Source organism: Streptacidiphilus cavernicola (assembly GCF_042510955.1).
Taxonomy (GTDB): domain Bacteria; phylum Actinomycetota; class Actinomycetes; order Streptomycetales; family Streptomycetaceae; genus Streptacidiphilus; species Streptacidiphilus cavernicola.
On sequence record NZ_JBHFAB010000024.1, the window covers coordinates 1 to 13,321 of the forward strand.

Genomic DNA, 13,321 nt, shown 5'->3' on the forward strand with positions numbered 1-13,321 from the left:
CTGATGCGCGGCGCGGTGATCCCGCCGCAGCCGGTGTTCGACGCCGGGGCGGTGCTGGCCAAGATCTCCGCCGAGCGGGTCACCGTGCTGCCAGGCGCGCCCACCGTCACATTGCACCCACCCGCGCCGCAGGCAAAGCTCAAAGAACCGCCCAAGCGCAGCGTTTCCGCAGGCCCCAGAGCGACTACCCCGACCCGCCCCGCCCCCGCTCCCATGCACCCACCCGCGCCGCAGGCAAACCCCAGCCCAGTGCAACGCCTTGCGCCGCAGGCTAGCCGCGACCCCGAATCGTGCGCAAATGCTCCGCAATCGGTGCCAACGCCTCATGCATAGACGAGATCTGATCCACCGTCAGTCGGTCGATAAAGTGCTCCCGCACGTTCCGCACATGCTCCGGGGCGACCCGTCGCATCGTGTCCCAGCCCTGGCTGGTAAGTGCTGCGAACAGCCCGCGCCGGTCGCCCTCGCATTCGAGGCGGACGACCAGTCCCGCGTTCTCCATCCGGGTGATCTGGTGCGAGAGCCGGCTCTTGGACTGGAGCGTGGCGGTGGCCAGGTCCGTCATCCGCATCCGGCGGTCCGGGGCTTCGGAGAGTTCGACCAGGATGGTGTAGTCGTTGATGGCCAGCCCGAAGGGCTGGAGCCCGCGCTCCATGGCGTAGCCCAGCAGCCGGCCGACTTCGAGGTGCGCGCGCCACAGCGCCTGCTCCTCGTCGGTGAGCCAGGGGGCTTCCTCGTCCGTGGTGTCCATGAAATCCAGTATAGTTGAAAATTTAACAAACCTACAGGCCGAACTGCCGCCCCAGGCTACCCAGGTTCTGCCGCTGCCCGCCCTGCGGAGGCAGCGCCGCCGCGCCAGGAATCCCCGGCTCGTCGGCCACCGCGTCGGGGCCGTACGCGGCCATCAGCACCTCCGTGGACTGCAGCAGCACCTGCCCCGCGCCGACGAACTCGAACTGGTGCTCCTCGCCGGAGGCCCCGCCGAGGCCGGTGAGCCGGCGGACGCCGCCGAGGACGCCGCGCATGTAGCTGTGGTCGTAGTGGTGGCAGGGTGACGGGCAGTCGGCCCAGCCGACCAGCGCCTGCGGATCCACTCGAACGGGTGGCTCCACGAAGTGCACCGGCCCGTTGGACGCGGCGACGAACTTTCCGGTGCCGATCAGGGTGAGGAACCCCGGGATGATCGACTGCTTCAGCGCCAGTGTCGAGGAGTAGGCCAGTAGGTTGCCGGAGCGGACCGTGAGGTTCCCCTCTTCGAGGTCGTACGAGTTCACGTCGTAGGCCCGGTCCGCCAGGATCATGTGGCCCTGGCCCTCGGCGACCACCCATTCCGCGGCGTGGGTGGGGGAGTGGAAGCTGGTGGAGATCAGCGAGTCCAGCGGGCCGTAGCCGATGGGGTGGAAGGTGATGTTGCCGTAGTAGGCGACCATCTTTCCCTTGTGCAGGAACCAGCGGCCGTTGAGGGCGACCGAGAAGGCGTACGGGTTGACGTTGTCGTCGGCGGGGAGGGTGGAGGGGTCCCAGACCACGGGTCCTGCGTTCACAGTTTCTCCTCGCTGGCCTGGACGAAGACCGTCCCGTTGCCGGTCAGTTCGAGCTGGAAGGCCTCGCCGGAGCCGCGGCCGATCGCGTCGCGCCAGCCGATCGCGGTGCTGACCTTGCTCTGCACCTCGCCGCGGTGCGCGACGTAGGCCTGCGGGTCGACGTGGACCGGGTGGGAGGGGGTGATCGGGATCTCGAAGACGCCGCCGTGGGCCAGCACCGCGACCGAGCCGTGGCCGGTCAGCGTGGTGGTGAACAGGCCCTGGCCGGTGGCCTGGCCGCGGATGACGCCGCGGAGGCCGCCCTGCGAGCCCATGAACATCGTGGACTGGTTCAGCGATCCCTCGAAGACCAGCAGCCGGTCCGCCTCGACGTAGAGGGTGTCGCCGGTGAGGTGGATCAGGTGGGTGTGGTGGCCGCCGTGGCCGAACAGCACCGAGCCGTGGCCCTCCACGGTCATCAGCGGAGTGTCCTCGTTGGCGATGCGGCGGCCCAGCATGGAGCCGACGCCGCCCTGACCGCCCATCAGATCCGGGGTGAAGCTGACGTTCCCCTGGTATCCGAGCATCGCCCCGCGCTGGCTGAACAGCCGCTGGCCGGGGAGCACGGGTGCTTCCACCATCTTGCTGTTGATCTGGGTGAACATCAGAAGTCCCCCGCGACGGTGCGGCGTTCGGAGGGCTGGACGTAGACCAGGCCGTTGCCCTCGAACTCGATCTGGAAGCTCTCGCCGCCGGTCTCGCCGACCACCGCGCGCCAGGTGACGTCGGTGCGGAAGCTCTGCTTCAGCTCGCCGGTGTGCGCCACGTACGCGCCGGGGTCGACCCGGAGCGGCAGGCCGGGGGCGACCCGGAGGATCACCGCCGGGCCGTCCGAGGTGATCGCGGCCCAGCCGGCGCCCTCGACCTTGGTGGTGAACAGGCCGTGGCCCTCGGAGGCGCCGCGCAGGCCGGTGAACTCGGTGCCGGTGCGCAGTGTCGCCTCGGTGCAGAGCAGGTTGCTCGCCTCGACGTGGAGGCGTTCGCCGTTCAGCCGGACCAGGTTGATCTCGGTGGCGCGTTCGGCGAACCAGCAGGTGCCCTGGCCCTGCACCTCCATCACGGTCATCTTCTCGCCGGTGATCCGGCGGGTGACCAGGCCGCGCAGGCCCTCGCCGCCGCCGGTCATCCGCTTGAAGGACATCTGGCCGTCGTAGGCGACCATCGAACCGTTCCTGGCCTTGACGCTGTCGCCGGTGAGGTCCACCGCGAGCACCCGTGCGCCCTGCATTCTGAACTGTGCCACGGCTACAACGTAGTGGGGGTCGAAGCGGCACGGGAAGGGGCCCCGTGATCACCGGCGGAGGTCTCCACTTCCAGCAGCGAGGCCTCGTGCCGCTCGGCCTCGAACGCCCTGCCGCCGCCGCGGATGCCGAACAGCCGCTTGGCGACCAGGATGTAGAGCACGGCGAGGACGTTGAGGCTGAGTGTTCCGATCTTGAAGCCGCTGACCTTCTCGGTCAGCTCGTAGACCTCCAGCGGGAGGAACGCGGCGGTGGCGACGACGGTGAGGTACTCGGCCCAGCGCTTGGCGGCCCAGAGCCCGAACGCCTCGACGATCTCGATCAGCGCGTAGACCAGCAGGGCGGCGGCGGTGATCAGCAGGGTCGACCGCTTGTAGTCGAAGGTCTTCTGGATGGTGCCGACGATCGGGGAGTTGTTGAGGTCGTAGTGGAAGTGCTGGGCGATCGGCTGGAGCAGGTTGAGGTCGTCGTTGAAGAACTGCTGGACCGAGGTCTGGCTGTTGCTGAACTTCCAGACCGCGATCGCGATCAGCACGATGAACACGCCGCGGACCATCCGCTCGACCGCGAGCACCCGGAGGATGAACAGGTCGCGCAGCGCCTTGCCACGGGGGACGAACGGGGCGTCCTCGGCCTTGCCCGAGCCGTGCGGCTCGCCGAGCGCGAAGTCGCCGCAGCGCAGGCAGCGCCAGGCGTCGCCGAGGGCGGTGTCGGCGTGCAGGCGGTCGCGCAGGTGCGGCTCGGTGGGGGCGTAGGTGGTGTGCCCCCGTCGTGAGCAGGTCCGTCGGTTCCAGTCCCACTTCATGTCGCCCCCGTGCGGATCGGTGTGATGTTCAGGACGGCAGGATAGCCGGGTGATACTGGGGTGTCTTTCTCTGTCCTGCCGAGGGGTTCAACCGTGAAGAACAGTGCCGTCCACCGCCTGCGCCTGGTGTCCATGCCGGAGGGGCTGTCGTTCCTGGTCCTGCTGGTGTGCTCGGTGCTGAAGCGGACCACCGACTTCAACGCGGTCCCGGTGATGGGGATGGTGCACGGCATCCTGTTCACCCTGTACGTGGTGTTCGCGCTGATGGCCTGGAACCGGCAGCGGTGGGCGCTCGGGCGGGCGGCCTGGATCCTGCTGCTCTCGGTGCTGCCCTTCGGCGGCTTCTACGCCGAGCGGCTGCTCGGCCGGATGGAGCGGGAGGGCTTCGACGCCCCCGCCGCCCCGGTCTCGGCCTGACGGTACGGTAAGGCCGTGCCCAAGCCGCTGAGCCTGTCCTTCGACCCCATCGCCCGCGCCGACGAGTTGTGGACCCGGCGCTGGGGCGCGGTGCCGTCGATGGCGGCGATCACCTCGGTGATGCGGGCCCAGCAGATCCTGCTGGCGCAGGTGGACGCGGTGCTGAAGCCGTACGGGCTGACCTTCGCCCGGTACGAGGCGCTGGTGCTGCTCACCTTCAGCCGGGCCGGGGAACTGCCGCTGTCCAAGATCGGCGAGCGGCTGATGGTGCATCCGACCAGCGTGACCAACACGGTGGACCGGCTGGAGCGGGCCGGGCACGTCGCCCGCAGGCCCAATCCGCTGGACGGCCGCGGGGTGCTGGCCTCGATCACCGAGCAGGGCCGGCAGGTGGTGGAGAAGGCGACCAGGGAGCTGGTCGCGATGGACTTCGGCCTCGGCGGCTACGACGAGGACGGCTGCCGGGAGCTGTTCGAGGTGCTCCGGCCGCTGCGGGTCGCGGCCGGGGACTTCGACCCCGGGGCAGTGTGAGTGATCCATCCGGCGGCGGTTACGCTCGTCCCGTGAAGAAGTCGAATCGTCTGCTGACGGCCTACCGGGTACTGGCGTACGTGACCGGTGTCGGGCTGATCCTGCTGTGCGCCTCCTGCGTCGCCTGGTACGGCTTCGGGACGGCCGAGGTCGCCGTGGCGATCGTCGGCACGATCCACGGCTGGGCGTTCATGGCCTACGCGGTGGTCGCCTTCGCGCTGGGCAACAAGATGGGCTGGCCGATCGGCCGGATGGTCCTGGTGATCCTGGCCGGCACCGTCCCCGGCTGCTCGTTCGTCGCCGAGCGCAAGGTGATGGAGGACATCCGCGCGCAGACGGCGGGCGACCCGGCGGAGGCCCTGGTCCAGGTCTGATCTTCGGCGGAGTGTGAGGCGCGTCTCCCTGGGGCGCGCCTCTTTTGCGCGCTAGAATTAGTAGGACATCCAAGTATCTTGCGGCATGACGATGGAGTCGGCTGATGGACGCACGTGAACGCTGGCAGCTTCGGTACGACGGGGCGCGGAAGCGCGACGCCGACTTCACCACGCTGAGCGGCGACGAGGTCGAGCCGGTCTACGGGCCCGCGGACGGCGAGGCGCCGGAGCGGATCGGCTGGCCGGGCGAGTACCCGTTCACCCGCGGGCTGCACGCCACCGGCTACCGGGGGCGCGCGTGGACGATCCGTCAGTTCGCCGGATTCGGCAACGCCCGGCAGACCAACGAGCGCTACCGGATGATCCTGGACGCCGGCGGCGGCGGCCTTTCGGTGGCTTTCGACATGCCGACGCTGATGGGGCGGGACTCGGACGACCCGCGGTCGCTGGGCGAGGTCGGCCACTGCGGGGTCGCCATCGACTCCGCCGCCGACATGGAGGTGCTCTTCGCCGACCTGCCGCTGGGCGAGGTCACCACCTCGATGACCATCTCGGGCCCGGCGGTGCCGGTGTTCTGCATGTACCTGGTCGCGGCGGAGCGGCAGGGGGTCGACCCGGGCGTGCTCAACGGCACGCTGCAGACCGACATCTTCAAGGAGTACATCGCGCAGAAGGAGTGGCTGTTCGAGCCCGAGCCGCATCTGCGGCTGATCGGCGACCTGATGGAGTACTGCGCCGCGAACATCCCGGCGTACAAGCCGCTCTCGGTCTCCGGCTACCACATCAGGGAAGCCGGCTCGACGGCCGCGCAGGAACTGGCCTTCACCCTGGCCGACGGCTTCGCGTACGTCGAGCTGGGGCTGTCGCGGGGCCTCGACGTGGACGTCTTCGCGCCGGGGCTGTCCTTCTTCTTCGACGCCCACCTGGACTTCTTCGAGGAGATCGCCAAGTTCCGTGCGGCCAGGCGGATCTGGGCCCGGTGGCTGAAGGAGCGCTACGGCGCGCAGACGGTCAAGGCGCAGTCGCTGCGGTTCCACACCCAGACCGCGGGGGTCTCGCTGACCGCGCAGCAGCCGTACAACAACGTGGTGCGGACCGCGGTGGAGGCGCTGTCGGCGGTGCTCGGCGGCACCAACTCGCTGCACACCAACGCCCTGGACGAGACCCTGGCGCTGCCCTCGGCGCAGGCCGCGGAGATCGCGCTGCGGACCCAGCAGGTGCTGATGGAGGAGACCGGCGTCGCCAACGTCGCCGACCCGCTGGGCGGCTCCTGGTACGTGGAGGCGCTGACCGACCGGATCGAGGCGCAGGCCGAGGCGATCTTCCAGCACATCTTGAATATGGCGGGTCAGGACATGGGCGCCCCCGGGCACCCGGTCGGGCCGATGACCGCGGGCATCCTGCGCGGCATCGAGAACGGCTGGTTCACCGGCGAGATCGCCGAGGCGGCGTTCGCCTACCAACGGGCGGTGGAGAAGGGCGAGAAGCGGGTGGTCGGCGTCAACTGCCACACCGGCAGCGTCACCCCGCCGCTGGAGATCCTCCGGGTCAGCCACGAGGTGGAGACCGAGCAGGTGCGGGAGCTGGCGGCGCGCCGGGCCGACCGGGACGAGGCCGCGGTACGGGCCGGACTCGACGCGATGCTGGCCGCGGCCAGGGACGGCGGCAACATGATCCCGCCGATGCTGGCCGCGGTCCGCGCCGAGGCCACCCTGGGCGAGATCTGCGACGCCCTGCGGGACGAGTGGGGCACCTACACCGAGCCCGCCGGGTTCTGAAGCGCCGCCAGCATCAGCGTGGCGAAGCGGCTGATCCAGGCCGCGGAGGCGCACTCGCCGCTGACCAGGATGCGGTGCTCCACGGCGCCCGCGATGGTGTCGAAGATGACGTCGACGGTCTCGCGGGCGTCCTCCGGGTCGGTGTCGGCGGACAGTTCGCCGCGGGCCTGGGCGGCGGCGCGGCCCTGGTGGACCAGGCGCTTCTGCGGGTCGATGATCGCCTCGCGGACCCGGCGGCGCAGCGCCGGGTCCCGGCTGGCCTCGGCGAACAGCGCCAGCAGCGCGGCCTGGCTCTCCGGCAGCGCCAGCAGTGCGGCGAACTGCCGCACCACCGCCTCGATGTCGGCGCGCAGGCTGCCCAGGTCCGCCATCTCCAGTTCGTCGAACAGCACCGCGACGGCGTCGACGACCAGTTCGTTCTTGGAGGGCCAGCGCCGGTAGAGGGTGGTCTTGGCGACTCCGGCCCGGACCGCGACGTCCCCCATGGTCAGCCCGCCCCAGCCGAGTTCCGCGAGCGCCGAGCGGGTGGCGTCGAGGATCGCCCGGTCGGCGTCGGCGCTGCGCGGACGGCCCTTGCGGGGCAGGGTGGCGGGCTCGCTCATCGGGTTCCTCGTCGGTGGGGGTTCACGGAGGTTAACCGCGGGCACCCCGGGTTCGGGAAGGGCCGTGGCGGCCGAAGTGGCGCAGTTCACGTCCCGGAACGGCTGGCTCCCGGCTGCTCCGGCATATACGCTACGACTCGTAGCGAAAGGCGACAACCACGCTGCCGCGCGGATGGGGATCCGCGCACTGCTTTGAGTACGCCAGTAATGCCAGGGGATTCACACCGGAGCGCGCGGACGGGGGAGGATAGGCCCATGCAGCCACGGAACATGTCCATGCGCGGCGCGGTCGACCTCGCCGCGGTCAAGGCGGCGGCGGAGGCCGCCCAGAAGGCGGAGCAGAACCGCGCCGCCCGCGCCCGCCAGGCCCAGGAAGCGGGAGACGACGGCGCGGCCGTCCCCCCGGCGGGCCCTCTGGTTTTCGACGTCGACGAAGCCGGGTTCGAGGAGCAGGTGGTCCAGCTCTCGGCCGAGGTGCCGGTGGTGCTGAACTTCTGGGCCGAGGGCTACGCCCCGGCCGAGCAGCTCAACCCGGTGCTGGTGCAGCTGGCCGAGGAGTACGACGGGCGCTTCGTGCTCGCCATGGTCGACATCCGGGTCAACCAGCAGCTGGCCCGCCAGCTGCAGATCCGGGACCTGCCCACGGTGCTCGCGGTGGTGGCGGGCCAGCTCGTCCCGCTGTTCGAGGGCCCGGCCGGTGAGGCGGACGTTCGCCAGCTGCTGGACTCGCTGATCGCCGGGGCCGAGGAGCGCTTCGGGATCGCCGGCGAGGTCGGCGCCCGCTCCGGCTCCGGCGCTCCGGCGCAGGCCGCGCCGGTCGAGCCGCCGGTGGACCCGGCCCTGGCCGCGGCGCACCAGGCGCTGGACCAGGGGGATCTGGGCGGCGCGATCCAGGCCTACCGCAACGTCCTGTCCGACCGGCCCGCGGACGTCGAGGCCAAGGTGGGGCTGGCCCAGGCCGAACTGCTGCAGCGGGTGCGGGGGGTGGATCCGCAGGCGGCGCGCACCGCGGCGGCCGACCGTCCGGCCGATGTGGAGGCCCAGCTGACCGCCGCCGACCTGGACCTGGTCGGCGGGCATGTCGAGGACGCCTTCGCCCGGCTGGTGGACACCGTCGGCCGGACCGCGGGGGCGGACCGGGACCGGGCCAGGACGCATCTGCTGTCACTCTTCGAGGTCATCGGCGCCGACGACCCGCGGGTCGTCAAGGCCCGCGGCGCGCTGGCCCGGAGGCTGTTCTGACCCCGGCTCCGGGGGCTGGTGATTTGGCGACAAAGCCGCGCCAAACACCGACGTTTACCAAATCTTGACGTTCTGCGGTGGTGGTCACGCTTCGTGGCCACCACCGTCTGTTAACTCCGTGTTTCGTACGATGTGCCCGGGTGCTGAACCTCCTTATGGTGACCCAAGGTGATCTGGCCCCTGGATCCGTGACCGCTCCGGATCACCCTCTCCTTACTCGCCAGTAATGAACTACTTGTGCACGGGCCCGGGATGGACCAACATCGGGCTCGCCCGGTCCGTTGCCGTGGCCCCGGTCTCCAGCCGGGGAGACGGACGCGGAATCCCCACCGGGCAGGGGCCGGCAGTCCGGCTCTTATGAGGACAGGGGGGTCTTCGCCTTCCCCGGCGGGGCCTGTCCTCTCACGGCCGGGCAAGCCAGCACGGCCGGTGGTTGTCGCTCGGGGGTGATCGCCGATGCTGCCGATCAGAGTCTTCGTACCCACGACCTCACGCACGCAGCCGACGCGCTCCCCTTCCCGAGGACGTAGCTCTTCTCCCCATCCCAGGCCAGGGCCCAAGCGGGGCAGGCCGGAGATGTACGTCCGAGAAGGAGGATCTCGTTAATGTCCCAGACTTTCGGTAAGACCCGCTGGAAGCGGTTCGCCGTCGTCATGGTCCCGACTGTCGCCGCGACCGCGGCCGTCGGTATCAGCATCGCCCAGGGCGCGCTCGCTGCGTCGTTCAGCCTTTCCGGCATTCCGGCAACGGTCACCGCCGGAACCCTGGACGGCACCGGGTTCGCCCAGTACGGAACCGTCGACGTCACGCAGGGCGGGACCCCCATCCCGGTCGCCGTGTCGGGCTTCAAGACGGCCACCATCACCAACATGTGCCAGTCGGTCCCGATCGACACGCACACCCCGCTGGGCACCTACACGCTCACCATCAAGGCGGGCGGGGCGGGCAGCGACGCGGTCTCCGCGAGCAGCATCTTCCTGGACATGACCGAGCTGCAGGCGAAGTCCGCCGAGTTCGACGGCATCAACATCGGTGTCGCCGGCGGCGGGATCACCAAGGGCCCGGTCAACCCCCAGGACGCCGGCAAGGTCGACCCGAACGGCTTCTCGCAGGAGGCCGACTCGGCTCACCTCAAGGGTGTCGAGCAGCAGTCCCTGGCCACCTCGGCCGGCACCTTCGTGCTGAACGGGATGCACCTCACCATCACCGCGGGCGACCACCCCTGCCCCATCCCGGGATAGCAGGCCCGCAGTACCGCACGACGACGGAGCTCCGTCGCGCGGGGCGGGGAGGGGTAGTCACCTCCTCTCCGCCCCGCACCGGGGATCCACCCCCCACCCCACCGCCCTACTCCACCAGGGAGCTGCCACGTGACGAGCGCGACCGCACAGGCGCAGCCCGAACCCGGCGCCGGCTTCAGCAAGGCTCGACAGTCGTTCCGGGGCTGGCGCCGCACCCGCCCCTTCTGGGGTGGGCTGCTGGTCTTCCTCTCCGGGTTTCCGATCATCTACTTCGCCTACGCCGCGCTGAACGTCAGCGGGCTGCACATCCAGCTCGCCACGACCGCGGGCGCCAGCGCCGCGGTCATCGGGCTGCTGCTGATCGCCCTGGGCGTCTCGGTCTGGTTCCAGCCGATGGTCCGGGTCTTCGCCGGTATCGCGGCGATCATCCTGGCGCTGATCTCGCTGCCGACCGCCAACTTCGGCGGCTTCGGCCTCGGCCTGTTCCCCGGGCTGATCGGCGGAGCGCTGGTGTGCTCCTGGGCCCCGCTGAAGAAGGCCGAGGACGTCACCGCCGAACTGGCCGACGGCCAGGAGGCCGAGTCCGAGGAGCCGGAGGCCAAGCTCACCGAGCTGCTGAAGCCGCAGGCCGGACCGGCCGACGCGCCGGAGGCCGCGCCCTACCCGGCCCCCGGCTCCGAGCAGGCCGCGGGAGGCCACGGTGGCGAGTGATCCCGAGCAGCACCCCCGCCGCACCGGCCGCCACGCCGCTCCGCGGCTGACCGTACGCGGCCGGATGCAGCTGCCGGTGGGCCGGGCGCTGGCGCTGACCGCCGTTCCCACCGCCCTGCTGATGGGCTCGCTCGCGCCCAAGCTGGCGCTGGCGGCGGACGCCAAGGCGGTCCCGGTCAGCAGCACCACGCACGAGGCCCAGGCCGCCAAGGGCGCCGACTGCGGTACGCCGACGGCGGCGCCGAGCACGGCGGCCACCGCGGCGGGCAAGGCCGCGAAGGCGTCGCCGAAGACGGCCGCCAAGTCCGCGGCGCCGAAGGCCTCCGCGTCCGCCGCGACGCCGCAGCACGCGACCGGCGGGAAGAAGGCCGCGGCCCCGTCCGCCGCGCCGACGCCGTCCGCCACGTCCACCCCCTCGGCCGCGCCGTCGCCCTCGCCGAGCCACGCGTCGCACCCGGACCCGATCACGGGGCTGCTGGGCGCGCTGGGCGGAATCCTCAACCCGCACGCGCAGCAGGCCGCGCCGACCACGGCCGCCGCCGCGCCGAAGGCGGACACCGCCTCGGTCCCCGGGCCGGCCGCCACCCCGACTGCGGCCCCCACCCAGGCCGCGCCGACCCAGGCGCCCACCGGGGCTCCGACCGCGACGGCGACCCCCACCGCCGCCGATCCGTCGAAGCCGGCCGTGCCGCCGGCGCCCTCGGCGGCCCCGACCACCGACCCCGCGCTCTCGGCCAAGGCCCAGGCGAACCGGATGTGCGACGTCAGCAGCATGGCCGCGCCGCTGGACGCGACCGTGACGCCGGGTGAGATGCCGGCCGACCCGTGGACCCTGAAGACCACCAAGCTGGCGCTCGGCAACACCCAGTTCTGGGGCGTGAAGACGGTCAAGACCGCGGCGGGCGACGTCCGGGTGCTGAAGTTCACCGCGCAGACCGTCGGCATCGGCGACCTGGACATGTCGGTGAAGCAGCAGACCGGCGAGCTGCTGCACGTCAAGGGCGGCCCCGGCACCACGTCCACGATGACCGGCGGGACGGTGACGATGTACGTCACCAGCCTGTCCGGCACGCTGGCCAAGGCCGAGGGCATTCCGCTGGCGGCGCTGGGCATCAAGCTGACGCTGACCCCGGACACCCTGCCGGAGTGGCTCTACGACCTGGTCGGCTCGGTCCCGATCCCGCTGAACCTGGAGCTGGACGACGCGACCGCGATCCAGACCGGGCAGTTCGGCGGGAACCTGACCATCCCCGGGATGCGGCTGTTCTACACTCCGCTCAGCTAGAACCCGACGACAGCGCGGAGGGCCTGACCGAACCGGTCAGGCCCTCTGTCGTGCGGCTCCGGTGACGGGGTCAGCTCTCGCTTCCGTCGGCGCGCTCGCCCAGGTGGTGCACCCGGAGCATGTTGGTGGTGCCGGCCACGCCGGGGGGCGATCCGGCGGTGACGATCAGGGTGTCGCCGGCGCCGTAGCGGCCGAGGTGCACCACGGCCTCGTCGACCTGGTCCACCATCTCGTCGGTGGTGTCGACCTGCGGCAGCACGAAGGTCTCCACGCCCCAGCTGAGCGCCAGCTGGTTCCGGGTGCAGGCGTCGGGGGTGAACGCCAGCACCGGGATCGGCGAGCGGTAGCGGGACAGCCGGCGGGCGGTGTCACCGGACTTGGTGAATGCCACCAGCGCCTCGGCGCCGAGGAAGTCGCCCAGTTCGCAGGCGGCACGGGCGACCGCGCCGCCCTGGGTGCGCGGCTTGCGGCCCGGGTTGAGCGGCTGCAGGCCGTGCGACAGCAGCTCCTCCTCGGCCGCCTCGATGATCCGCGACATGGTCTGCACGGTCTCGATCGGGTACTTGCCGACGCTGGACTCGGCGGACAGCATCACCGCGTCCGCGCCGTCCAGGATGGCGTTGGCGCAGTCGGAGGCCTCGGCGCGGGTGGGGCGCGAGGCGGTGATCATCGACTCCATCATCTGGGTGGCGACGATGACCGGCTTGGCGTTCCGGCGGCACAGCGTGATCAGGCGCTTCTGCACCAGCGGCACCCGCTCCAGCGGGTACTCCACGGCCAGGTCGCCGCGGGCGACCATGACCGCGTCGAAGGCCAGCACGATCTCCTCCATGGCCTCGACCGCCTGCGGCTTCTCGACCTTGGCGATCACCGGCACCCGGACCCCGACCTCGTCCATGACCTTGTGCACGTCCTCGATGTCCGCGGCGTTGCGGACGAAGGAGAGGGCGACCATGTCGACGCCGAGGGCCAGCGCGAAGCGCAGGTCCTCCTTGTCCTTCTCGGACAGGGCGGGGACGTTGACGGCGGCGCCGGGGAGGTTGATGCCCTTGTTGTTGGAGAGGACGCCGCCCTCGACCACGCGGGTGACCACGCGGGGGCCGTCGACGCTGACGACCTCCAGGGCGATCACGCCGTCGTTGATCAGGACCGGGTCGCCGGGCTTGACGTCGCCGGGCAGACCCTTGTAGGTGGTGCCGCAGATGTGCTGGTCACCGGGGACGTCCTCGGTGGTGATGGTGAAGGTGTCGCCGTTCTCGACGGTGACCGGTCCGTTGGCGAAGGTGGCCAGACGGATCTTCGGGCCCTGCAGGTCGGCGAGTACGCCGACCGCGCGTCCGGTCGCCTCCGAGGCAGCGCGCACATTGCGATAGCGCTCCTCGTGCTCGGCGTGGACGCCGTGACTCATGTTCAGACGGGCGACGTTCATTCCAGCTTCGATCAGAGCTTTCAACTGTTCGAAGTTGTCCGTCGCGGGACCCAGGGTGCAGACGATCTTGGCTCGGCGCATA

At 70.9% G+C, this 13,321-nt stretch carries 15 protein-coding genes; 8 read left to right on the top strand and 7 right to left on the bottom strand.

Annotated features, from left to right (window positions below; genetic code table 11):
* Positions 1–271: 271 nt before the first annotated feature.
* Genes ACEZDE_RS26585 through ACEZDE_RS26605 form a run of 5 tightly spaced genes read right to left on the bottom strand, consistent with a single transcriptional unit; the run spans position 272 to position 3,629 of the window.
* A complete protein-coding gene (locus tag ACEZDE_RS26585) occupies positions 272–751 on the bottom strand; it encodes a MarR family winged helix-turn-helix transcriptional regulator (protein ID WP_380540914.1) in 480 nt (159 codons plus the stop codon).
* 31 nt (positions 752–782) lie between these two features.
* A complete protein-coding gene (locus ACEZDE_RS26590) occupies positions 783–1,544 on the bottom strand; it encodes an AIM24 family protein (protein WP_380540917.1) in 762 nt (253 codons plus the stop codon).
* A complete protein-coding gene (locus tag ACEZDE_RS26595; protein ID WP_380541198.1) occupies positions 1,541–2,191 on the bottom strand; it encodes an AIM24 family protein in 651 nt (216 codons plus the stop codon). Before ACEZDE_RS26595 ends, ACEZDE_RS26590 begins: the two co-directional genes overlap by 4 nt.
* Positions 2,188–2,826, bottom strand: coding sequence for an AIM24 family protein (locus ACEZDE_RS26600; protein ID WP_380540921.1), 639 nt, complete (start codon positions 2,824–2,826; stop codon positions 2,188–2,190). The genes ACEZDE_RS26595 and ACEZDE_RS26600 overlap by 4 nt, the downstream gene beginning before the upstream one ends.
* Positions 2,827–2,828: 2 nt before the next feature.
* Positions 2,829–3,629: a DUF2127 domain-containing protein gene (locus ACEZDE_RS26605; protein WP_380540924.1), complete on the bottom strand. Its 801-nt coding sequence runs from the start codon at positions 3,627–3,629 to the stop codon at positions 2,829–2,831.
* 132 nt (positions 3,630–3,761) lie between these two features.
* On the opposite strand from ACEZDE_RS26605, the gene ACEZDE_RS26610 reads away from it, so the two are divergent.
* The 4 genes from ACEZDE_RS26610 to ACEZDE_RS26625 all read left to right on the top strand — a co-directional run bounded on the left by ACEZDE_RS26610 (position 3,762) and on the right by ACEZDE_RS26625 (position 6,729).
* Positions 3,762–4,046 carry a DUF3817 domain-containing protein gene (locus tag ACEZDE_RS26610; protein ID WP_380541201.1) on the top strand — a complete coding sequence of 95 codons (285 nt, stop codon included), beginning with the start codon at positions 3,762–3,764 and terminating at the stop codon, positions 4,044–4,046.
* Positions 4,047–4,061: 15 nt separating this feature from the next.
* Entirely contained in the window at positions 4,062–4,577 is a 516-nt protein-coding gene (locus ACEZDE_RS26615) for a MarR family winged helix-turn-helix transcriptional regulator (RefSeq protein ID WP_380540927.1), read from the top strand.
* A 32-nt stretch (positions 4,578–4,609) separates the two neighbouring features.
* Positions 4,610–4,951 (top strand): DUF3817 domain-containing protein, encoded by a 342-nt coding sequence (locus ACEZDE_RS26620; protein ID WP_380540930.1) that lies wholly within the window; start codon positions 4,610–4,612, stop codon positions 4,949–4,951.
* 104 nt (positions 4,952–5,055) lie between these two features.
* Positions 5,056–6,729, top strand: a complete 1,674-nt coding sequence (locus ACEZDE_RS26625) for an acyl-CoA mutase large subunit family protein (RefSeq protein ID WP_380540933.1) — start codon at positions 5,056–5,058, stop codon at positions 6,727–6,729.
* Here the strand turns inward: ACEZDE_RS26625 and ACEZDE_RS26630 are convergent.
* The gene (locus ACEZDE_RS26630) at positions 6,705–7,331 is read right to left on the bottom strand and encodes a TetR/AcrR family transcriptional regulator (RefSeq protein WP_380540936.1); all 627 of its coding nucleotides are present in this window, start codon (positions 7,329–7,331) and stop codon (positions 6,705–6,707) included. The two genes, ACEZDE_RS26625 and ACEZDE_RS26630, sit on opposite strands and share 25 nt — an antisense overlap.
* A 255-nt stretch (positions 7,332–7,586) precedes the next feature.
* Here ACEZDE_RS26630 and ACEZDE_RS26635 point away from each other — a divergent pair, with 255 nt between their 5' ends.
* The 4 genes from ACEZDE_RS26635 to ACEZDE_RS26650 all read left to right on the top strand — a co-directional run bounded on the left by ACEZDE_RS26635 (position 7,587) and on the right by ACEZDE_RS26650 (position 11,810).
* Positions 7,587–8,573, top strand: coding sequence for a tetratricopeptide repeat protein (locus ACEZDE_RS26635; protein WP_380540939.1), 987 nt, complete (start codon positions 7,587–7,589; stop codon positions 8,571–8,573).
* Between the two features lie 605 nt (positions 8,574–9,178).
* Positions 9,179–9,814: a DUF6230 family protein gene (locus ACEZDE_RS26640; RefSeq protein WP_380540942.1), complete on the top strand. Its 636-nt coding sequence runs from the start codon at positions 9,179–9,181 to the stop codon at positions 9,812–9,814.
* Between the two features lie 129 nt (positions 9,815–9,943).
* Positions 9,944–10,525, top strand: a complete 582-nt coding sequence (locus tag ACEZDE_RS26645) for a DUF6114 domain-containing protein (protein WP_380540945.1) — start codon at positions 9,944–9,946, stop codon at positions 10,523–10,525.
* Positions 10,515–11,810, top strand: coding sequence for a hypothetical protein (locus ACEZDE_RS26650; protein ID WP_380540948.1), 1,296 nt, complete (start codon positions 10,515–10,517; stop codon positions 11,808–11,810). The genes ACEZDE_RS26645 and ACEZDE_RS26650 overlap by 11 nt, the downstream gene beginning before the upstream one ends.
* A gap of 70 nt (positions 11,811–11,880) precedes the next feature.
* On the opposite strand, the gene pyk is transcribed toward ACEZDE_RS26650, so the two are convergent.
* Positions 11,881–13,320 carry a pyruvate kinase gene (gene pyk, locus ACEZDE_RS26655; RefSeq protein ID WP_380540951.1) on the bottom strand — a complete coding sequence of 480 codons (1,440 nt, stop codon included), beginning with the start codon at positions 13,318–13,320 and terminating at the stop codon, positions 11,881–11,883.
* Between the last annotated feature and the right edge of the window lies 1 nt (position 13,321).

Coding starts and splice junctions, on each gene's coding strand:
- ACEZDE_RS26630 (WP_380540936.1), bottom strand. CDS start 7,331: ATGAGCGAGCCCGCCACCCTGCCCCGCAAGGGCCGTCCGCGCAGCGCC.
- ACEZDE_RS26640 (WP_380540942.1), top strand. CDS start 9,179: ATGTCCCAGACTTTCGGTAAGACCCGCTGGAAGCGGTTCGCCGTCGTC.
- ACEZDE_RS26625 (WP_380540933.1), top strand. CDS start 5,056: ATGGACGCACGTGAACGCTGGCAGCTTCGGTACGACGGGGCGCGGAAG.
- ACEZDE_RS26605 (WP_380540924.1), bottom strand. CDS start 3,629: ATGAAGTGGGACTGGAACCGACGGACCTGCTCACGACGGGGGCACACC.
- ACEZDE_RS26610 (WP_380541201.1), top strand. CDS start 3,762: ATGCCGGAGGGGCTGTCGTTCCTGGTCCTGCTGGTGTGCTCGGTGCTG.
- ACEZDE_RS26585 (WP_380540914.1), bottom strand. CDS start 751: ATGGACACCACGGACGAGGAAGCCCCCTGGCTCACCGACGAGGAGCAG.
- pyk (WP_380540951.1), bottom strand. CDS start 13,320: ATGCGCCGAGCCAAGATCGTCTGCACCCTGGGTCCCGCGACGGACAAC.
- ACEZDE_RS26635 (WP_380540939.1), top strand. CDS start 7,587: ATGCAGCCACGGAACATGTCCATGCGCGGCGCGGTCGACCTCGCCGCG.